This window comes from Nocardia thailandica NBRC 100428 (assembly GCF_000308795.1).
Classification (GTDB): domain Bacteria; phylum Actinomycetota; class Actinomycetes; order Mycobacteriales; family Mycobacteriaceae; genus Nocardia; species Nocardia thailandica.
In genome coordinates this window covers 33,136-52,806 of record NZ_BAGK01000061.1, presented here as the reverse complement: position 1 = coordinate 52,806, position 19,671 = coordinate 33,136, and the positions used below count along the sequence as shown (strand labels likewise).

The following is a 19,671-nucleotide window of genomic DNA, read 5'->3' as shown; positions in this document are numbered from 1 at the left end:
GGCGGATCGGCGGCGGCACCGGTGATGACCGACACCGCGTCCTTGCCCGCCTCCGCGGCCGATTCGAGCACGATGATCCGGTCCTCGGCGAACAGGGACGGGCTGAGCAACTCGGCGAGTTCGGCCGGACCGGCGTCACCGGCGCGCAGCCGGTCGACCGGCACCGCGTCCGGGTCCGGCGCGCCGGCGCGGACCTCGCGGGTTATCTGCGCCGTCACGCGTTCGACCAGCAGTTCCTCGTCGCCGAGCAGCAGGTGTACGGGTTGGGCGGTCACGCTGCGATCCTACGGAACCGCACCGACACCGCCGCGGCCGCGCCCGCACGACCCGCAGACTCCCCGGCGTGCCGAGCACGAGCACGTCCCCGTCGCGATCCGTGCGCGCGACGGTCGCCCCGAGCTGTTCCAGCGCGGCGAGGGTCCTCGGATGCGGATGCCCGAAGGTGTTGTCCCGCCCCGCGCTGGTGAGCGCGAGCACCGGCCGCACCGCGGCGAGGAACGCCGGGATGGTGGTGCGCGACCCGTGGTGCGGCACCTTCAGGATGTCGGCCCGCACGTCCTGGGTCGCCAGAAGCCGCTGCTGCGCGCCGGATTCGATGTCCCCGGTGAACAACACCGTGCCCGCCGGCGTCCGGGCGCGCAGAACCAGCGAGCGGTCGTTCGCCTCGTCCTGCGCGAGCGAGAACGGAGGTTCCGGCCCGGGAGCCAGCACGTCGAGCTCCACCCGCCCGAAGCCGAAGCTGTGACCGGAGTGCAGTTCCATGATCGGAACGCCGTGGGCGGCGGCGATTTCCGGGATGTCGGTGACGCCCGGCGGCGGGGCGACGTCGGCGGACGGGCTCCTGCCCGAGCAGGGTTCGCCGGGGTGCGCGGTGCCCGTCGACGGTTCGCCGTGTGCGTGGTCGGGCGCCGTCGGCGGCAGCTGATCGGCAGGGGCTCGGCGCCGGATCTCTGCCGATCGTGCCGCGGTGGGGTGTGTGGCCTTCTGCACGGCTGCCTGACGCGTCGGCGCCGTTTCCGCGAGCGTCGACAGCGCCGGTGTCGGTGGCACTCGAGGGGGGAGTACGCGCTGCGCGAAGGGCGGTTGCGCGAAGGGCGGTTGCGCGAAGGGCGGTTGCGCGGAGGGCGGTTGCATAGAGGTAGTGAGCCCGGCTGTATGGCTCCCGGCCGTAGGGCTCCCGGCCGTCGAGCGCACAGGCGCGTGTTCCCGGAGTGCCCCCGGCGCACGCGCCGATCGGGACGCCGTCGATCGCATCGATGCCGGTGGCGAGGATGTTGATCGTGCGGACGCCGTCTGCGCGGATTCGAGGTACCCGGACGTCGGCTGGACGCCGGACAACTGCGCGTGCGCCGGCTGCTCGCTCGCCCGACGCGCCGACGCCGATTCCACGAGCGTCGACAGCGCCGGTGTCGGTGGCACTCGAGGTGGGTGCCCCCGCTGGGCGAAGGTCGGCGCGGAGGTAGTGGGTCCGGCCGTATGTTTCCCGGCCGCCAGGCGTTCGGGCGCAGGTGCCTCGAGCGGCGGTTGTGCCGGCGGCGGCTGGGCCAGCGGCGGCTGGGCCAGCGGCGGCTGGGCCGGAGCGGGTGGTGCGGACGCCGGCCGGGGGTGTGTGGTTGTCGGGTGCGTGGTCGGGTGATCGACGTTCGCATGGGCGGGTGGGGTGGGTTCGGGATTCGGGGTGGGGTCTGCGGTCCGGTGCAGGGGTGGGGGTGGGACGACCGGCGGTGAATACGCAGGGGCGGTAGGAGCGGAGGCTGCGCGGTCGGGGCAGAGGCGGGTGGCGACGGTGTGGAGTTCGGCGGGCGCGGTGGCTATGGCGTCGACGGTGCGATGGTGCAGGGCGCCTTCGAGGCCGGCGATGTGGTCGGCGTGGGGATGGGTGAGGACGAGGAGGGGGACGTGGTCGATACCGAGGCGGTCGAGACAGCGGCGGACGGGGCGGGGATCGGGGCCGACGTCGATGACGACGGCGGAACCGGGTCCGGTGGACACGGCGAACGCGTCGCCCTGGCCGACGTCGCACATGGCGACGACCCAGCCCGGCGGCGGCCAGAAGGGATGCCACAGCCGGACGGGGACGAGCACCGCCGCGACCCCGAGCAGTATCGCCGCGCACAGGTGGCGGACCACGCTGCTGCGCAGGACCACGACCGCCAGGGCAACCACGCAGGCGGCGACGAGACCCCCGGCGATGCCGGACGGCACGGTGACGGTCGCGCCGGGCACGCCCGCGGCGGTGTCGGCCACCGTGAGCAACCACCACAGCGGCAGCGCCGCGCACCACAGCACCACGGCGCCCGCACCCGTGGACAGCACCGCGACCGACGCGCCGGCCGCCCCGATCACGGTGATCACGCCGACCACCGGGGCGACGAGGATGTTGGCGGCCACGGCGACCAGCGAGATCTTCCCGGACAGGGCGATCATCAACGGCAGGGTCACCACGAATGCGGCGGCCGCGACCGCGACCACCTCGGCGGGCGCCCGCCACCAGCCGTGACCCCGCAGCCAGTCGGCCCAAGTGGGCGCGAGCAGGATCAAGCCTGCGGTCGCCGCGACGGACAGCGCGAACCCCGCGCTCGTCGCCAGCGCCGGTGTGACGGCGAGCAATCCGATGACGGCCGCGCACAGCGCGGGCAGTGCCTGCTTGCGCCGTCCGGTCACCAGGGACAGCACGGTGACCGAGCCCATGGCCGCCGCGCGCAGCACGCTCGGGTCGGGCCGCGCGATGAGGACGAAGGTGCCGACGACGAGGATCGCGATGGCCGCGCCGACCCTCGGCCCGGCGGAGACGACGCGCAGGATGGCCAGCGCGACCGTCAGCAGGATGGTGAAGTTCGCGCCGCTGACCACGTTGAGGTGTTGCAGCCCGGCGGTTTCGAACGCATCCCGTACCCGGCCGGACAGGTGTGAGGTGTCCCCGACGACCATGGCGGGCAGGAGGCCGGCGGCGTCGGCGGACAGTCCACGCTGCGCGGCGGCGGCGAGGTCGGCCCGCACGGAGCCTGCCCAGCGCTGCCACCACGGCGGCCGGCCGACGAGTTCGGGGATGTCCTGCGCGTGCAGCGCCGCCACCGTCAGGTCGGGCCGGTCGGGCTCGGACACCCGCGCGCGGAACCGGATCCGCTGCCCCGGCCCGAGCCGTTCCCACGCGGCGCCGGACGCGAGCACCACGAGGTCTCCGCGCGCACGCACCCGGGTCGCGCCGGTCCCGAACTCGCGCAACCCCGCCCGGATCACCCACCGCCGCTGACCGCCGAATCCCGCCCCGCGCACCGGTTTCGGGTCGTCGGTCACCACCGCGACGACCTCGACACTGCGGCCGAAGCTCTCGCGGAGCGGATGCGCCTGCACCTCGTGAGCACGCCAGGACCCGGCCAGCGCGAAGCCCGCCCCAGCGACCATCGCCGCCAGCGCCGCCGCCACGATCACCCGCCACCGCTCACGCCGATGCGCCATCGCCCACGCGAGCGCGACCCACAGGCCGATCGCCGCCAGCAGGGACGCCACGGCCAGCGCCAGGCCCGCGCACCAGCCGAGCGTCAACGCGACCAGCGTCGCCACCCAGCAGCACACCGCCGCGGGCACCAACCGTCCGTCGAGCAGCTGCCCGCCGAGCGGCGTCCCGACAGGCCCCCGTCCGCCCTCCGCCTCCGCCGCCGGGGCACCTGCCCGCGGGTGGTGTCCGGCGTTCACCGAGCACGCTGCTCGGCACCGGCGGGACACGTCACGCGGTTCACAGGGTGACCAGGTCACGCAGCTTGGCGAGGCGGGCGGGCCCGATGCCGTCCACGTCGCCGAGTTGGGCGACGTCGGTGAAGGGGCCGTGCGCCGTGCGATGGGCGACGATGGCCTTCGCGGTGACCGGGCCGACACCCGGCAGCGCGTCGAGTTCCGCTTCGCCCGCGGTGTTGAGGTTCACCCGGCCCGCGCCGGCAGGAGCGGGCGAGCCGGACGGACGGGTGCCTGCGCCGGAGGGGCCGGGCGCGCGGTCGGCGGCGGCGATGGTGACACTGCCGAGCCGGGGCGGGCCGTCCGACGGGCCGCTCGCGCCGACGACGATCTGATCGCCGTCGGTCAGTCGCTGGGCCAGGTTGAGGCTGCTCAGGTCGGCTCCGTCGAGCGCCCCGCCCGCGGCCTCGATCGCGTCGGCGACCCGCGCGCCGCCGGGCAGCCGTTGCAGCCCGGTGCGCGCGACCATGCCGACGACACTGACCACCAGCTGGGCCGCGGCGTCCTGCCGCGCGACCGGCACGGGTGGCGCGATGCCCGGCTGGATCGTCTGGGTGGCGTGATCGGCCCGCACCGACGGCACCGGGGCGACCGCCTGCGTGACCGGACGATCACGGACCAGGACCAGCGCGGTGACCACGACCGCCAGCACGCCGACCACGCCCAAGGCCGCCACGCCGCGCCTGCCCGGGTCCCAGCGCGAGCCCCGCAGCCGCGCGGGGAGTCCCCCGCGACGGCGGCGGGCGGGCCCGTCGTCCAGCCAGTCCGGCAGTCCGACGGGCCCGGGGTCGTCGAGTTCGTCACTGTCCCAGCGGCCGTCGCCGGCCCGACCCGGCGGCGCGTCGCCGCCCGCGCCGGAACGCCACCCCGAACCGCTTCCGCGCCGGCCGACCGTGGACGCACCGCCGGGCCGGACGGGGTCCGTGCCCGGGCTGCGTTCCGGCGCGGCCAGGACGCCGAGACGCTGCCGGATCCGCTCGTGTTCTTCGTGTCGTGGCATGACGGCGACGCTAGGCGCCGCTTCGGCGCGCGGACCGGTGCCGACCAGGGCTTTCCCGCGGCCTGTGGACAACCGGGCGCCTGTGGACAACTCCCGCTGTCCCGCTGCTCGCCGAGGCTTTCGCGCAGGGTGCGCGGATACGGTGAGCGCCATGGCCGATCCGGTGTACGCCTGGAGCCATGCATCCGGGACAACGCTTCCACGACTTCGCCGTCCGCGAGGCGCGCGGACAGTCCGACCGTTACGAACGGTGGGCACTGGCCGTCGCGGCCGACGACCGGCTGACCGCGCTGATCGGCGCGCTGCCGCCGGACAAGCAGCAGCCGAACCTGGTCTTGGCCGCGGCCCGCTTCCACGGCATCGAGACCGACTCGGCGGAGGAGTTCCGGCGGCAGCTGCTCCGGCGATGGGACGAGGTCACCGGCACCATCCGGCGCCGCGGCACCCAGACGAACGAGGCGGGCCGCGCCGCCACCCTGTTGCCCGCACTCGCCGACCTGGCGGGACCGGTGGCGTTGATCGAGGTGGGTGCCTCGGCCGGGCTCTGCCTGTATCCGGACCGATTCAGCTACGACTACGGCGACCGGCTCCTGCACCCGGTGGACGGGCCGTCGCCGGTGCGCCTGCCGTGCCGGGTCACCGGTGGCCCGCCGATCCCGGAACGTCTGCCGGAGATCGTGTTCCGCGCGGGCATCGATGTGAATCCCCTGGACGCGGCCGACCCGGACGACCGCCACTGGCTGGAGACCCTGGTCTGGCCGGGCGACCCCCGGCGGCTCGAACGGCTGCGCGCGGCCTGCGCGATCGCGGCCGCCGATCCGCCGCTGCTGGTGCGCGGCGACCTGCTCGACCGGCTCGGGGACCTGGTGCACTCGGCACCGTCCGGCAGCACCGTCGTGGTCTTCCACAGCGCGGTCCTGACCTACCTCACCCCCGCCGGTCGCACCCGATTCCGCGACCTGGTCACCGCGCTGCCCGTGCACTGGATCTCCCAGGAGGGACCCGGCGTCTTCCCGGATCTCGCCGCCGGGCTGCCCGGAAGCGACTCGGGCACGGCGCGATTCGCCCTCGCCCGCGACGGTGTGCCGCTGGGCTGGGCCGCCCCGCACGGTGGATACCTGGACTGGGCGGCGCCGCGGGCGGCGGCGTAGCCGGATCAGACCCGGCGCATCACCGACACGACCTTGCCGAGGACGACCGCTTCGTCACCGTCGATCGGCGCGTACGCCGGATTGCACGGGTCGAGGAAGACATGGCCGTTGCGCCGCCGGTACACCTTCACCGTGGCCTCGTCGCCGATCATGGCGGCGACGATCTGGCCCGGGTGGGCCTCGGATTGCCGACGCACGACCACCAGGTCACCGTCGCAGATGGCGGCGTCGATCATCGAGTCGCCGCGCACGCGGAGGCCGAACACCGTGCCGCCGCCGACCAGTTCGCGGGGCAGGGTCAGCTGGTCGTCGGCGTGCTGCTCGGCCAGGATCGGGGTGCCCGCCGCGATGTCACCGACCACCGGCACCGTGACCGAGGCGTCGGATTCGGCCGGGCCCGCGCCGCCGCGCAGGAACAGCCGCACGTCGATCGGCCGGGTCACCGCGGCGCCACGGCGGAGGAAGCCGTCCTCCTCGAGGGCACGCAGGTGCCGGGACACGGTGGAGGTGGACTTCACGCCGACCTCGTCGGCGATCTCCCGCGGGCTCGGGGCGTAGCCGTGCGCCTGTACCCAGTCGCGGATGACGGCGAGGATCTGCTGCCTGCGCGGCGGCAGCCCGGCGGCGTCGAAGTGCTCGAAATCGTCGTGTCCGGTCACCGGGGCATCGTAGAGGCCCGGCGCCGCGCGCCGGACACCGAGGTCATCCGCGCCGTGAACACCCTGCCCGGCAACGGGTTCCGGTCACGAACAACCGCCGGGCAGGACCAGCACGCCGAGCGCGCCGACACCGAGGTGGACGCCGAGCGTCGGCCCGAACTCGGCCACGTGGCACTCGCTCACGCCCGGGATCTGCTCGCGCAGTTGCGCGGCGATGGTCTCGGCCGCGTCGGGCGCGTCCAGGTGCTGCACCCCGAGGGCGGCGCCGTCGGGGCCCGCGGCCTCCACGGCCGCGGCCACCAGCTTGGCGTAGGCCCGGGACCGGGTTCGCACCTTCTCCCGCAGCTCCAGCTTGCCGTCGACGAGTTGGAGCAGCGGCTTGGTGACCAGCTCGCTGCCGAAGAAGCCGGCGGCGCTGCTGAGCCTGCCGCCACGGCGCAACTGCTCGGTCCGGTTCACCAGCAGGAAGGTCCGGGCCCGACCCGACGCGGCGACGGCCGCGTCGTAGACCGCCGACAGCGATTCGCCCGCCGCCGCGCGACGGGCGGCGGCGAGCACCGGCAGGCCGGTGGCCAGGCCCGCGCCGAGGGAGTCGACCAAGCGGACCTGCTCGGCGGCGCCCATGTCGGCGATCGCCTGCCTGCCCGCCTCCCAGGTCGCCGACAGCAGTCGCGACAGATGCACCGCGACGACGCCGTCGCCGTCGCTGCGCGCCAGGGCCGCCTCGTAGGCCGCGCGCATCTCCCCGGGCGAGGCCGCCGAAGTCGTGACGACGTCGGCGGCGTAGTCGATCTCGAACGGATCCACACCCTCGCGGATCTGCCGCTCACCCACCAGGACGTGCAGCGGCACGACCTCGATGCCGAGATCGGCGACCGCGTCGGCCGGGAGCCCCGCCGACGAATCGGTGACCACGACAACGGTCACGGATTACCGGATTTCCTGCAGCGTCTTGGTCATCGCCGTCGCGACCGCCTGATGGCCTGCCCAGCCCCAGTGGATGCCGTCGGGATTCGCGTCGCCGGACTCGATGTCGTCGCGCACGGCCTCGCCGAGGTCGACCAGCGGCACCGAGGTCCGTTCGGACCACGCGCGCAGTGCCTTGACCGCGCGCGGACGACCGCGGTGGACCCGGCCGTAGGCGTCACACTTGTGTACCGAGGGCAGCACGCCGATGATCGGCAGCTCCGGGCGCAGCTGGGCGAGGGCGTCGCGGCTGTCCTCCAGGTAGCCGACGCTGACCCGAGGCGGAAGGGCGACGGGGCGGCCGAGTTTCGACAGCTTGGGCTGCAACCAGTTGTAGGTCGCGCGCACGCCGCGGCGCAGCCGCGGCGGCCGCACGTAGCGGATCATCTCGCGCAGCGCGGTGGGCAAGGGCGAGGGCAGGGTGTCCATGCCGCCCACGGCGAAGACCACAGCGCCTGCCCGCGGGACCGCGGCCCAGACCCGGGGGTCGCCGATGAGCGCCCAGTAGGCGTCGCGGCAGGTCCAGCCGATCCGTGCGACCAGTTCGACGTCCCAATCCAGTTCCGCGGCCACCAGATTCGGCCAGATCCGCGGATCGTCGGCGGGCAGGCCGCCCTTGGGGCCGAAGTAGGACAGGGAGTCGGCGATGACCAGCAGCACGGGACGCGGCGTGGCGGGCTCGGCCTCGGCGGGCGCGGGGGCGCCTGCCTCGCTCGCGGGCACGACGGTGCCGTTCGCGGGCGCGGCGAGCTCGGCGGCCGGAACGGCCACCTCGGGAACCGCGTCGGCGGAAGCGTTCTCGGTGGAGGCAGCCGCAGGGAGCGCCGTCTCCTGTGCGAGCGGGGGCGTGGGCTCGACGCCGTCCGCCGAGTCGTCGTCGGCCGGGGCCGACGCGGCGACGGCGGGTTCGTCGGGCGCGTCCGCGGTCTCGTCCAGGATTTCCGGGGCCGAAGCCACGGTGACGGAACCGTTTTCGGCGGGCAGGTCCGCGGCGGCGTCCTCGGCGGGAGCCGACACGCTCACCTCGGCGTCTCGGTCGGCCGTTACCTCGTCTGCCTCGTCGGGCCCGTCGCCCGGCGTCGTCGGGGTCCCGGCGCGTCCGACGGCGGAGTCCGCCTCGCCGTCACTCGTCTCGGCGGCGACATCGCCGGGGACCGGGCTCGCCTCGGCGGCGACCGCTTCCACCGGGTCGGATCCGTGCGAGGCGGGCGCCTCCGACGGCGCTTCCCCGCCGGGCTCCCCCGCCGTTTCCTCGGCGGTGAGCGAATCCTCTTCCGGGGCAGCGTCGTCCGCCGTCTCGAGGGTCGCGGCGGGCGGGGGCGGTATCGGGCCGAACAGCGCGTCGGGTAGTGAGCGGGTGGCGCGGGCGGTGGCCTGCTTGAAGAGCTCGTCGGGGACGGTGCGGATGGGTTCCTCGCGTTCGGGGCGCCGGGGCGCCGCTGGTGCCGGGCCGAACAGCGCGTCCGGCAATTGCCGTTCGGGCCGGGCCGTCACCTGCTGGAACAATTCGTCCGGTACCGACCGGACGGGCTCATCAGAGGACATCGGGAGCTACCTTCGCCGCTGCGTTCCATACATCGAGACGCCAGCCGGGTCGGTCGATGTCGGGGCCGTGGCTGGACAGCTGCACCCAGCTGGTGTTGGCGAGTCCACCGAGGATGGGCCAGTTACCGGGAGGCAGATCCAGCAGCGCGGCCGTGAGAGCAGCGATCAGCCCGCCGTGCGCCACCAGGATGATAGTCCGGCCCGGCCAATCCTGCCGGTCGTTGTACAGTTCCCGCACCACCGGCAGCGACCGGGCGCCGACCTCGAGTTTGCTCTCGCCACCCGGCGGGGTGTAGGTCGCGTCCAGGCGCCACTGCACCCGCGCGCCCGGGTAGTCGGCGTCGACCTCGAGGTGGGTCAGCCCCTCCCAGTCACCGAGATCGGTTTCGCGCAGGCGCGGATCGGTGACGACCGGCAGCCCGGACAGGTCGCCGAGTGCCTGTGCGGTCTCCTTGGCCCGGCGCAGGTCCGAGGCGTGGATGGCGATCGCGTTGCGCGACACCAGTTCCCGCGCGGCCTCCTTGGCCTGCTGCCTGCCCAGATCGGTGAGGTCGGTGTCGATCTGACCCTGCATCCGATCGACGGCGTTCCACTCGGTCTGCCCGTGCCGCAACAGGATCAGGGTGCGCACGTGGGCGTATTTGTTCACTCGGCGGGCGCCGGCAGCCGACGGCGCCCCGGTGGCCTCGCGGCCTCGGTCACTCACTCGGTGTCGCCCTCGGTCTCCGCGTCGGCAGGGGCGGGAGCGGCGGGCGGGCGGATGCCCTCCACCTCGACGGTCGGACAGTCCTTCCACAGCCGCTCCAGGGCGTAGAAGTTGCGCTCGTCGTTGTGCTGGATGTGGATGACGATGTCGACGTAGTCCAGCAGCGCCCAGCGGCCCTCGCGGGTGCCCTCGCGACGCACGGGCTTGTACCCGGCCTCGCGCAGCTTGTCCTCGACGTTGTCGACGATCGCGTTGACCTGGCGCTCGTTGGGCGCCGAGGCGATCACGAAGCAGTCGGTGATCACCAGTTGCTCGGACACGTCGAGCACCACCACGTCGGTGGCGAGCTTGTCGTCGGCCGCGAGTGCCGCGACCTTGGCCATCGTGACCGCTTCGGCGGACGCCGTCATCAGTTGCCTTCCGTTCCTGCGGCCTCGTACAGGTGCCGCTTCGATATGTACTGCACGACGCCGTCGGGAACGAGGTACCAGACCGGCCGCCCCTGCGCCGCGCGCCGCCGGCACTCGCTCGAGGAGATGGCCAGGGCCGGGATCTCGATCATGGTCACCGCGTCGTCGGGAAAATCGCGCAGATGTTCCTCGAGATGATCGGTGTTGAGCTCGTACCCCGGCCTGCTCACCCCGACGAATTTGGCCAGGTCGAACAGTTCGGCCCAATCCTGCCATGTCAGGATGTTGGCCAGCGCGTCCGCACCGGTGATGAAGTACAGCTCGGCGTCGGGATGGGCGGCCTGCATCTCCCGGAGGGTGTCCACGGTGTAGGTGACCTTGTCCCGGTCGATGTCGGCCCGGCTGACCGAGAACCGCGGGTTGGACGCGGTCGCGATCACCGTCATCAGGTACCGGTCCTCGGCGGCGCTGACCTGCTTGTTCGCCTTCTGCCACGGTTTGCCGGTCGGCACGAACACGACCTCGTCCAGGTCGAAACGGTGCGCCACCTCACTGGCGGCGACCAGATGCCCGTGGTGAACGGGATCGAACGTGCCGCCCATCACCCCGAGCTTGCGCCGCGGCGCAGGCTTGCTGTGCATGAGGTCCGAGCTTAACGGGTCGGCGGCCGGGCACCACCGGCGGCGAGGGCGTCCCAGACGCGCGCAGCCGCGGACAGGCAACGCTCCCGCGGACCCTGCAGGTCGAGCTGGTCCCAGAGCACCCCGGCGCGGACGTATCCGGCGACGGCGGCCTCGAGCTGCCCGCACTGCTCGCGGGCGGTGGCCGCGGCCCACACCAGCTCGGCGTGGCGATGGCGGTCGTCGGCGCGGCCGGCGATCAACCGCGCGGCCTCGGTGAACTGCCAGGCGGCATCGCGGTGCCTGCCGAGGCGTCGCATGGAGTCGGCGTATTCGGCGCGGACCGCGCTCAGCTGGGCGCCGGCGTAGGGGGTGCGGGTGCCCAGCAGCGGCTTCTCGAAGGCCGCGACCGCCTCCGCGTGCCTGCCCGCGCGGCGCAGGGCACGGGCGGCGACGACGGTGTAGTGGGCGGTGTCGGCGGCCGAGATGGGGCGCCACGCGCGAGCGGCGGCCAGGGCCGCCTCCGCCGCGTCGGCCTCCCGGCCCGCCTGCGCGGCGATGACGCCGACCAGCTGTGCGCGCAGCAGCGCCAGCTCGCGCGGGCTCGCGCCGCAGGAACCGATCAGCAGGGCGCGGCGCAGCTGGACCTCGGCCGCCGCGGGTGCCTCGGCCGCCCGGACGGCGGCGAGCCGGGCCAGTTTGCGGGCGACCTGCACCCCGCGGCAGGGCGACTCGGCGGTGCCCGCGCAGCGGTCGGCGATCGCCGACGAGCCGGGCGCGGCCAGGCGGCCGATGCACAGCACCGGCGGCGCGGTCTGCGCCGATTCCCCCGGGACCGGGGGTCCCGGTGTCGCGTCCGGCGGTGTCAGGGCCGCCACGGTCACTTCCACGCCGAGGTCGGCGGGCACCGGCCCGAGCAGCGCCGGGCCCGGTGTGGCGCGCATCGTGCCGGGGGCCTGTGCCGCAGGACCGGCATCGGGTCCGTAGACGGGGGGAATCGCGGCGCCGCGCTCGGCCGCCGGGCGCGCCCACACGGCGTCGGGCGTCCGCGGGTCGGCCGTGAGGCGGGGAAGCGGCGCGTTCGGCGAGGGCGGGGCGATGGGGGTGCCCGGCAGCGGATCGTCCTGCGATCGCTCCCCGGGGCGGCGGGTCCAGACCGGGCCGTTCTCCCACCAGCGCGCCACATCGGGGTCACACCGGTCGTTCATGCGGCGCGTCCCGCACCGTCCGTGGCGGTGTGCGCGGCGGGCCGCGGGTCATCGTGCTCACCGCGGTGCGGCGCCCCAATCAGCATGACGCGGATCCTGGCCGCCGTGGCCTGTGAAGCGCTTAACGTTTCCTTGAAACGTCCGGCGCCGTCGGCCGTTTGGATCTGGGCAGCTTGGCCACCACGGCGTCGTAGGAGGCGTCGATCAGCTCGAAGATCTCGTCGAGGGGGACCGATCCGCCGACGGTGATGCTGTTCCAGCCGTAGCGGCCGATGTAGGCCGAGGCCGTCACGTCGCCGGGGTGGATCCGCACCAGCTCGTCGGCTTCGGTGCGGTCGGCGCCGCACTCGAGGCCGATCGCGGTGCCCGAGCCGAGGAAGGCGAAGATCTTGTCGCCGACCTTGGCCACGACATCGCCCTCCCACGGTTCGTCCTGCCGGGCACCGGGTTTGGCCAGGCAGTAGGCGAGCAGTTCGTCACGCATCCGCGCTCCTCACACCGGTAGCAGCCGTGACACCACGGCGGTCAGCTGCCGCGCCGAACGGCACTCGTGCATCTCGATGACCTCCCCGTACTCGCGGGCGGCCGAGTCCCCGCTCCCCCAGTGCACCGACGACTCCGGATTCAGCCAGTGCGCGTGGCGTGCCCGGCCGACCAGCTCGCGCAGGATCTCGAGCCGGGGATTGCGGTAGTTGGTTCGGCCGTCGCCGAGGATGATCAGCGAGCTGCGGCTGGTGACCGCCTCGGCGTAGTTCTCGGCGAAACTGCTCAGTGCCGCACCGTAATCGGAGTGGCCGTCGGGCCCCATCACCGCGGACTCGGTGAAGATCCGCTGCACCACGTCGTCGAGCGGAGTGTCGGCGGTGAAGTAGCCGGTGACCTCGTCGGCCCGGTCGACGAAGGCGAAGATGCGCACCCGGGAGAACTGGTCGCGCAGGGCGCTGACGAGCAGCAGGGTGAAGTTGCTGAACCCGGCCACCGATCCCGAGATGTCGCACAGCAGCACCAGTTCCGGTTTGCCCGGGCGCGGTTTGCGGTTGACCAGGTCGATCGGCACACCGCCGGTGGACATGGAGGCGCGCAGGGTCTTGCGCAGATCGATCTCCCCGCGCCGCGCGTGCCTGCGCCGCACCGCCAGCCGGGACGCGAGGATGCGGGCAAGGCGCTGGGAGCTGCGGCGCAGTTCGGCCAGCTCCCGCTGCGAGGCCCGGAGGAAATCCGCGTCCTCGGCCTGCCGCGCCACGGCGTAGGCGGCCACGCGGTCGCGGCCGATCTGTTCGGCGACACGGCGATTGGTCTCCGCCTCGACCGTCGCCCGGAAGCCGGCGATGCGGTCGCGGGCCAGCCGCCGCGTCACCTCGGTGTCGAACTCGCTCGCGTCCGCCGGCTGGGCAAGGCCCGCCATGACCTGCGCCAGCAGGTTCTGCGGCGAGAGTTCCTTCATGGCCTGGTAGGCGGAGAAGGACGGTCCGCGCGCGGACTGGTACTGCCCGAGCTCCTCGACCAGCCGCCCGGCCAGCAGCTCCAGCTGCGGACCGGCGCTCTCCTGGGCGAGCAGGCCCGCCAGCAGTTCCCGCAGCGCGGGCACGTCGATCGCGCCGTCCGGGGTACGCGGGAGTTCCGGTTCGTCACCGGTCCGCGCACCGGTCGCGATCGGGAACCACAGATCGAACAGGTCGTCGAAGGTGGCGCGGTGCGTGCTGCGGCGCAGCAGCGCGCACGCCAGGCCCTCGCGGACCACCTCCCGGTCGAGCAGCTCGAGCACGCTCAGCACGCGGCCCGCGTCGACCGTCTCCGAGGGGCCGACGGGGATGCCGCGGGCCCGCAGCGCGGCGACGAACCCGGTCAGATGCCCGGCCAGGCCGTGCGGTGCGGGCTGCGGCGCGGTCACCGGCTCAGCCCAGCTTCAGCTCGGCCAGCGCGCGCTGGTGATCGCTGCGGTGTTTGAGCACCACCCCGAGCGTGGCGCGCACGGTGGTCTCGTCCAGGTCGTTCGCGCCGAGCGCGAGCAGGGTGTGACCCCAGTCGATGGACTCCGCCACCGAGGGCAGCTTCTTGAGCTGCATCCCGCGCAACACGTGCACGACCTTGACCAGCTGGGCCGCGACCGCCTCCGGCAGTTCCGGCACCCGCGAGGCCAGGATCCGCCGCTCGAGCTCCTCGTCGGGGAAGTCCAGGTGCAGGTACAGGCAGCGGCGTTTGAGCGCCTCCGACAGTTCCCTGGTCGCGTTGGAGGTGAGCACCGTGAACGGGCGCCGCACCGCGGTGATGGTGCCCAGCTCCGGCACGGTCACCGCGAAATCGCTGAGCACCTCGAGCAGCAGGCCCTCGATCTCGACGTCGGCCTTGTCGACCTCGTCGATGAGCAGGACCGTCGGATCGGTGCGGCGGATGGCGGTGAGCAGCGGCCGCGAGAGCAGGAACTCCTCGGTGAAGACATCGGCCTTGGTCTCGGCCCAGTCGTTCTCGCTCGAGGCCTGGATCCGCAGGATCTGCTTGGCGTGGTTCCACTCGTAGAGCGCGCGGGCCTCGTCCACGCCCTCGTAGCACTGCAGACGGACCAGTTCGGCGCCGGCGAGCTGGGACACCGCGCGCGACAGCTCGGTCTTGCCGACACCGGCGGGACCCTCGATGAGCAGCGGCTTGCCCAGGCGGTCGGCCAGGAAGACCGAGGTGGCGGTGGCCTTGTCGGCGAGGTAGCCCGTCCCGGCCAGCCGTTCGACGACGTCCTCGACGGAGGTGAAGATCGGTTCGGTCACGCTGGTCACACCGGCCTCGTCTGGCCGTCGCCGAAGACGATCCACTTGGTGGAGGTCAGTTCCGGCAGCGCCATCGGGCCGCGGGCGTGCAGCTTCTGGGTCGAGATGCCGATCTCGGCGCCGAAGCCGAACTGCTCGCCGTCGGTGAAGGCGGTGGAGGCGTTGACCATGACGGCGGCGGCGTCGACGCGGGTGGTGAACTCGCGGGCGGCGGCCAAGTCGGCGGTCACGATGGCCTCGGTGTGGCCGGTGCCCCAGGTGTTGATGTGCTCGACGGCGGCGTCGAGGCCGTCGACGACCTTGAGGGCGATGTCGAGGCTGAGGTACTCCTCGGCCCAGTCCTGGTCGGTGGCGGGCACCTGGCCGGGCAGATCGCCGTGGATGGTGACCCCCGCCTTCTCGAGCGCGGCGGTGAACCGGGGCAGGGCCACCTCGGCGACGGCGGCGTCGATGAGCAGGGTCTCGGCGGTGTTGCAGACGCTGGGGCGGCGGGTCTTGGAGTTGAGCAGGATCCGCTCGGCCATGTCCAGGTCGGCGGCGGCGTGCACGTAGACGTGGCAGTTGCCGGTACCGGTCTCGATGGTGGGGACCTGCGCGTCGCGGACGACGGCGTTGATCAGGCCCGCGCCGCCGCGCGGGATCACCACGTCCACCAGGCCCCTCGCCTGGATGAGGTGGGTGACGCTCGACCGGTCGTGGCTGGGCAGCAGCTGGACCGCGTCGGCCGGGATCCCCTGGGCGGCAAGGGCTTCGCGCAGCACCTCGACCAGAGCGGCGTTGGAGTTCGCGGCCGAGGACGAGCCGCGCAGGAGGGCGGCGTTGCCGGACTTCAGCGCGAGGCCGAACGCGTCGACGGTGACGTTGGGGCGGGCCTCGTAGACCATGCCGACCACGCCGAGCGGCACCCGGACCTGGCGGATCTCGAGGCCGTTGGGCAGGGTCGACCCGCGCACGACCACCCCGACCGGGTCGGGCAGGCCGGCGACCTGGCGCAGACCCGAGGCGATCCCGTCGATGCGGTCCTTGGTCAGGCGCAGCCGGTCGAGCTGGGAGTCGGCGGTGCCCGCGGCGGCCGCGGCGGCGAGGTCGGCCTCGTTGGCGGCCAGCACCGTGTCGGCGGCGGCCAGCAGGGCGTCGGCCGCCGCGTGCAGCGCGTCGTTCTTCTCGGCGGTGGTGAGCTGGGCCAGCGCACGGGACGCGACGCGAGCCCTGCGGGCGGCATCGTGCACCGCTTCGCGGATGTCGAGCTCGGTGGTCACTTCTGCGGTCATGTGTACAGCCTACGGATGGCGGCAACGCCCCGTACCGGTGCACCGGGTCCCGACCGGCGGTTGTCCACAGGGCGCGGGTTGTCCACAGGCCACGGTGGATCGGCCCGCGCGGCGCCGTCCGGCGGCTAGCGTCGCGGGCATGACTGCGGCTGCGTCCCGGGTGGTCGTCCTGGGCAGTATCAACATGGATCTGGTCCTCACCTGCCCGCGCAGGCCGGGTCCCGGCGAGACGGTGCTCGGCGACGGTTTCGCCACGGTGCCGGGCGGCAAGGGCGCCAACCAGGCCGTCGCCGCCGCCCGCGCGGGCGCCGACGTCCGCCTGATCGGCGCGCTCGGTGACGACGCCTTCGCCGCGCAATTGCGCGAGACCCTCACCGACGCGGGTGTCGACATCGCGCTGGTGCGCACGGTGCCGGGGCCGAGCGGGGTCGCCGGCATCGTCGTCGACGAGGCGGGCGAGAACAGCATCGTGGTGGTCGCGGGCGCGAACGACGCCGTCGGCCCGCCCGGCGACGCCGAGGCGGCCGCCATCGACGGGGCACGAATCCTGCTGTGTCAGCTCGAGATCCCGATCGACGCGGTCGTCGCGGCCGCCGCACGTGCCCGCGCGGGCGGCACGCTGGTCGCCCTCAATCCGTCGCCGGCCCGCGCGCTCCCGGACGCGCTGTGGACGGCGGTGGACATCGCCGTGGTGAACACGGTGGAGGCGGATCAATACGGGCAGGCGATCGCCCGGGTTCCGCACCTGGTGACGACTCTCGGCGCCGACGGCGTCCGCTACCGGGGGCCGGACGGCGTCGAGGTGCACGTTCCCGCGCCGACCGTGACCGCCGTGGACACCACCGGCGCAGGCGACGCGTTCACCGGCGCCCTCGTCGCGGACTGGCATCGCGGGGTGGAGACCGCCCTGGCCCGCGCGGTCACCGCCGGAGCCCTGGCCGCCACCCGCCACGGCGCGATTCCCGCGTTGCCGACGCGCGCCGAGGTGGATCGGGCCCTCGGCCTGTCCGCACTGCCGCGAGACCACCCGTGACCGGGGCGCGCGGGCGACCACCCCCGGCCCGGACCGTCCCGTCGCGCGGCCGCCGACCGGGGGCGCGGCCCGGTTCGGGTGGAGCGCCTCGTGCGCCACCGGGTCCTCGGTCCGTCGGCCGTCGCCGCGACACTCGCCCGGCCTCCCGCGACCTGCGCGTTCGCGCGGATAGCCTCGCGCCCATGTGCACACGAGTGTTGTGGACCGGGAGCGGGCACGGCGTCCTGGTCGGGCGGAACATGGACTGGCACGAGGACATGCCGACGAACCTGTGGGTGCTGCCGCGCGGCCTCGACCGGACCGGGCTGGCCGACGATCCCCATCCGCTGACCTGGACCTCGCGGTACGGCAGCCTGGTCGCCGCCGCCTGGGACATCGCCGGCTCCGACGGGGTGAACGAGGCGGGCCTGGCCGGACACGTGCTGTGGCTGGCCGAGGCCGACTTCGGCCCGCGCGACACGACCCGGCCGGGGCTGACCGCGGCACTGTGGCTGCAGTACCTGCTCGACCGCTACGACAGTGTCGCCGCGGTGGTGGCGGGCCTCGCCGCCGAACCCGTTCAGGTCCAGGCGGTGTCGGCGCGGGGCGAGGTCTCCACGATCCACCTCGCCCTCGACGACGCCTCCGGCGACTCGGCCGTGCTGGAGTACGTCGGCGGCGAGCTGCGGGTGCACCACGACCGGGCCTACACCGTGATGACGAATTCGCCGCCCTTCGACGAGCAGCTCGACCATCTGCGCCGCTACGACGGCTTCGGTGGCGACGAGTCGATCCCCGGAACCACTGCGGCGGCCGACCGTTTCGTCCGGGCGGCCTACTACTCCGGGCGGCTGCCCGCGACCGACACCCTCGACCGGGCCTACGCGGCGCTGCTGTCGGTCATGCGCAACGCAGCCCAGCCGTTCGGCGTCACCGATCCCGGTCATCCGGAGATCTCCTCGACGCTGTGGCGCTCGCTCATCGATCTCACCGCGGGCCGATACGGATTCGAATCCTCGTTCCGTCCGGACATCGTCTGGGTGCGGCCGCGCGACCTCGACTACACCCGGTGCCTGCGGCTCGACCTGTCGGTCCACGGGCTGGTCGGCGATGTGACCGACCGCTTCGCCCCGGCCGAGCCGTTCGGGGTGCCGGGCGCGTGAGCCCGCGTCAGGCCGGTGCGCCCGCGGCGGCGAGGTGGGCCTCGGCCATGGTCCCGACCAGCACGTCGAGTTCCGGCCACGGGAAGCTGGGCCGGTCCTGACGCAGGGTGATCAGGCCGTGCATGCCCGCCCACAGGCAGGCCGCGGTCTCGGTCGGCCGCGCGCTGCCGCACGCGGCGGCGGCGTCGACGAGCAGGTCGAAGGTCGGCAGGCCGGGGAGCTGATCGGGGGTCGGCTCCCAGCCCGGGGTGCCCGCGGTGCCGAACAGGACGCGGTAGTGACCGGGATGGCGGGTGCCGTAGCCGACGTAGGCGCGGCACAGGGCGAGCAGCCGCTCGCGGGGATCGGGCGCGGCCTCCCGCGCGGCGACCAGCGCGGCGTGCAATTCGGTGAAGCGCTCGGCGTAGACCGCGGTCAGCAGCTCGCGCCGGTCGGCGAAGTGCAGGTATACGCTCTGCGGCGCGACGCCGGCGGCGCGCGCGACCGCGCGCAGGGACAGCGACTCCTGCCCGTCCAGGGTTTCGAGCAGGGTCCCGGCCGCCGCGATCAGTTCGTCCCGCAACCGGGCGCCTTCGCCGCGCCGGTTGCGGCTGCGCGCGTTCGTCTTCTCGGACACCTTGACACCTTAACAAAGACAGCTGTCTACTGACACCCGTAAGTAGACAACTGTCTTCTCAGGAGTGCCCATGCTCACCGTCACCCGCGTCGTCCACGCCTGCGCCCTGCTCGACTTCGGCGGCGCCCGCATCCTCACCGATCCCTGGTTCTCCGAGCGGCGGTTCTACCGGCACGGCGAGCCCCACGCCGTGCCCGGCGCCGCCGACCTGCCCGAACTCGCGGGCGTCGTCATCAGCCACGAGCACTACGACCACTGCGACCTCGACGCGCTGGCCGCCTACCCCGACAAGTCCGTACCGTTCGCGGTGGCGGCAGGCATCGGCGCCCGCGTCCGGGCCGCCGGATTCCCGAACGTCGTCGAACTCGATCCGTGGCAGCGCACGCGGCTCGGACCGGTCGAGGTGATCGCGACACCGGCGAGCCACGGCGTGCACGAGGTCACCTTCGTCCTCCGGATGGACGGCCACACCGTGTATTTCGGCGCCGACACCCGCCGCGTCGGCGAACTCGACGACATCGCCCGGCGCTTCCCGGAGATCGATCTGGCGCTGCTGCCGATCAACGGCCTGCGGATCCGCCCGTTCGGCCGGCAGGTGGTGATGGACGCGGCCGAGGCCGCCGAGTTCACCGGCGTCCTGCGCCCCGGCGTCGCCGTCCCCATCCACTACGCCTTCACCGCCGGACCCCTCGGCGACCGGCTGATGATCGACGCCGTGCGCGACCGCCCCGACCTCTACCGCGACGCCGCGACCGACCTCGCCCCCGGCACCTGCGTGGAGATCCTGCCGACCGGGCGCCCGTTCCGCGTGCCGGTCTGACCCGGAAATTCGGATGCGTCGGGCGGGTCCCGT

The 19,671-nt window shown here is 73.7% G+C and carries 18 protein-coding genes and 1 pseudogene; 4 read left to right on the top strand and 15 right to left on the bottom strand.

Annotated features, from left to right (window positions below):
- The 3 genes and pseudogenes from ON36_RS36035 to ON36_RS06850 form a co-directional block, all read right to left on the bottom strand.
- A pseudogene (locus tag ON36_RS36035) lies at positions 1-254 on the bottom strand (DNA polymerase III subunit delta); the annotation flags it as partial.
- Entirely contained in the window at positions 136-3,588 is a 3,453-nt protein-coding gene (locus tag ON36_RS35760; protein WP_218001169.1) for a ComEC/Rec2 family competence protein, read from the bottom strand. The gene ON36_RS35760 and the pseudogene ON36_RS36035, both read right to left, overlap by 119 nt.
- A 148-nt stretch (positions 3,589-3,736) precedes the next feature.
- Positions 3,737-4,732 carry a ComEA family DNA-binding protein gene (locus tag ON36_RS06850; protein WP_043649113.1) on the bottom strand — a complete coding sequence of 332 codons (996 nt, stop codon included), beginning with the start codon at positions 4,730-4,732 and terminating at the stop codon, positions 3,737-3,739.
- 179 nt (positions 4,733-4,911) lie between these two features.
- Between ON36_RS06850 and ON36_RS06845 the strand changes: the two genes are divergently transcribed.
- On the top strand, positions 4,912-5,883 hold the full coding sequence (locus tag ON36_RS06845) for a DUF2332 domain-containing protein (protein WP_043649111.1): 972 nt from the start codon (positions 4,912-4,914) through the stop codon (positions 5,881-5,883).
- 5 nt (positions 5,884-5,888) lie between these two features.
- Here the strand turns inward: ON36_RS06845 and lexA are convergent, their stop codons facing one another.
- The 11 genes from lexA to ON36_RS06790 form a co-directional block, all read right to left on the bottom strand.
- The gene (lexA, locus tag ON36_RS06840) at positions 5,889-6,542 is read right to left on the bottom strand and encodes a transcriptional repressor LexA (RefSeq protein WP_043649109.1); all 654 of its coding nucleotides are present in this window, start codon (positions 6,540-6,542) and stop codon (positions 5,889-5,891) included.
- Between the two features lie 84 nt (positions 6,543-6,626).
- Complete coding sequence (locus ON36_RS06835) at positions 6,627-7,469, bottom strand: DegV family protein (protein ID WP_043649107.1); 843 nt, start codon at positions 7,467-7,469, stop codon at positions 6,627-6,629.
- 3 nt (positions 7,470-7,472) lie between these two features.
- Positions 7,473-8,231 (bottom strand): diglucosylglycerate octanoyltransferase, encoded by a 759-nt coding sequence (gene octT, locus ON36_RS06830; protein WP_052313718.1) that lies wholly within the window; start codon positions 8,229-8,231, stop codon positions 7,473-7,475.
- An 811-nt stretch (positions 8,232-9,042) separates the two neighbouring features.
- Entirely contained in the window at positions 9,043-9,702 is a 660-nt protein-coding gene (locus ON36_RS06825; RefSeq protein ID WP_043649105.1) for a histidine phosphatase family protein, read from the bottom strand.
- A gap of 53 nt (positions 9,703-9,755) precedes the next feature.
- Complete coding sequence (gene rsfS, locus ON36_RS06820) at positions 9,756-10,169, bottom strand: ribosome silencing factor (protein ID WP_043649103.1); 414 nt, start codon at positions 10,167-10,169, stop codon at positions 9,756-9,758.
- The gene (nadD, locus tag ON36_RS06815) at positions 10,169-10,810 is read right to left on the bottom strand and encodes a nicotinate-nucleotide adenylyltransferase (protein WP_043649101.1); all 642 of its coding nucleotides are present in this window, start codon (positions 10,808-10,810) and stop codon (positions 10,169-10,171) included. The genes rsfS and nadD overlap by 1 nt, the downstream gene beginning before the upstream one ends.
- 11 nt (positions 10,811-10,821) lie before the next feature.
- Complete coding sequence (locus ON36_RS06810) at positions 10,822-11,997, bottom strand: hypothetical protein (protein WP_157224805.1); 1,176 nt, start codon at positions 11,995-11,997, stop codon at positions 10,822-10,824.
- A 121-nt stretch (positions 11,998-12,118) separates the two neighbouring features.
- Positions 12,119-12,481 carry an MmcQ/YjbR family DNA-binding protein gene (locus ON36_RS06805; protein ID WP_043649097.1) on the bottom strand — a complete coding sequence of 121 codons (363 nt, stop codon included), beginning with the start codon at positions 12,479-12,481 and terminating at the stop codon, positions 12,119-12,121.
- 9 nt (positions 12,482-12,490) lie between these two features.
- Positions 12,491-13,888 carry a vWA domain-containing protein gene (locus ON36_RS06800; RefSeq protein ID WP_043649095.1) on the bottom strand — a complete coding sequence of 466 codons (1,398 nt, stop codon included), beginning with the start codon at positions 13,886-13,888 and terminating at the stop codon, positions 12,491-12,493.
- A gap of 4 nt (positions 13,889-13,892) precedes the next feature.
- Complete coding sequence (locus ON36_RS06795) at positions 13,893-14,765, bottom strand: AAA family ATPase (protein WP_043649093.1); 873 nt, start codon at positions 14,763-14,765, stop codon at positions 13,893-13,895.
- Positions 14,762-16,027 (bottom strand): glutamate-5-semialdehyde dehydrogenase, encoded by a 1,266-nt coding sequence (locus tag ON36_RS06790; protein ID WP_043649092.1) that lies wholly within the window; start codon positions 16,025-16,027, stop codon positions 14,762-14,764. Before ON36_RS06790 ends, ON36_RS06795 begins: the two co-directional genes overlap by 4 nt.
- A 139-nt stretch (positions 16,028-16,166) precedes the next feature.
- Here ON36_RS06790 and ON36_RS06785 point away from each other — a divergent pair, with 139 nt between their 5' ends.
- Both ON36_RS06785 and ON36_RS06780 read left to right on the top strand, forming a co-directional pair.
- Entirely contained in the window at positions 16,167-17,060 is an 894-nt protein-coding gene (locus tag ON36_RS06785; RefSeq protein WP_043649091.1) for a ribokinase, read from the top strand.
- A 182-nt stretch (positions 17,061-17,242) separates the two neighbouring features.
- Positions 17,243-18,202, top strand: a complete 960-nt coding sequence (locus tag ON36_RS06780; protein ID WP_043649090.1) for a linear amide C-N hydrolase — start codon at positions 17,243-17,245, stop codon at positions 18,200-18,202.
- 7 nt (positions 18,203-18,209) lie between these two features.
- Here ON36_RS06780 and ON36_RS06775 read toward each other — a convergent pair whose 3' ends face one another.
- On the bottom strand, positions 18,210-18,818 hold the full coding sequence (locus ON36_RS06775) for a TetR/AcrR family transcriptional regulator (protein WP_043649089.1): 609 nt from the start codon (positions 18,816-18,818) through the stop codon (positions 18,210-18,212).
- Between the two features lie 70 nt (positions 18,819-18,888).
- Between ON36_RS06775 and ON36_RS06770 the strand changes: the two genes are divergently transcribed.
- Complete coding sequence (locus tag ON36_RS06770) at positions 18,889-19,638, top strand: MBL fold metallo-hydrolase (protein ID WP_052313717.1); 750 nt, start codon at positions 18,889-18,891, stop codon at positions 19,636-19,638.
- Positions 19,639-19,671: the final 33 nt, after the last annotated feature.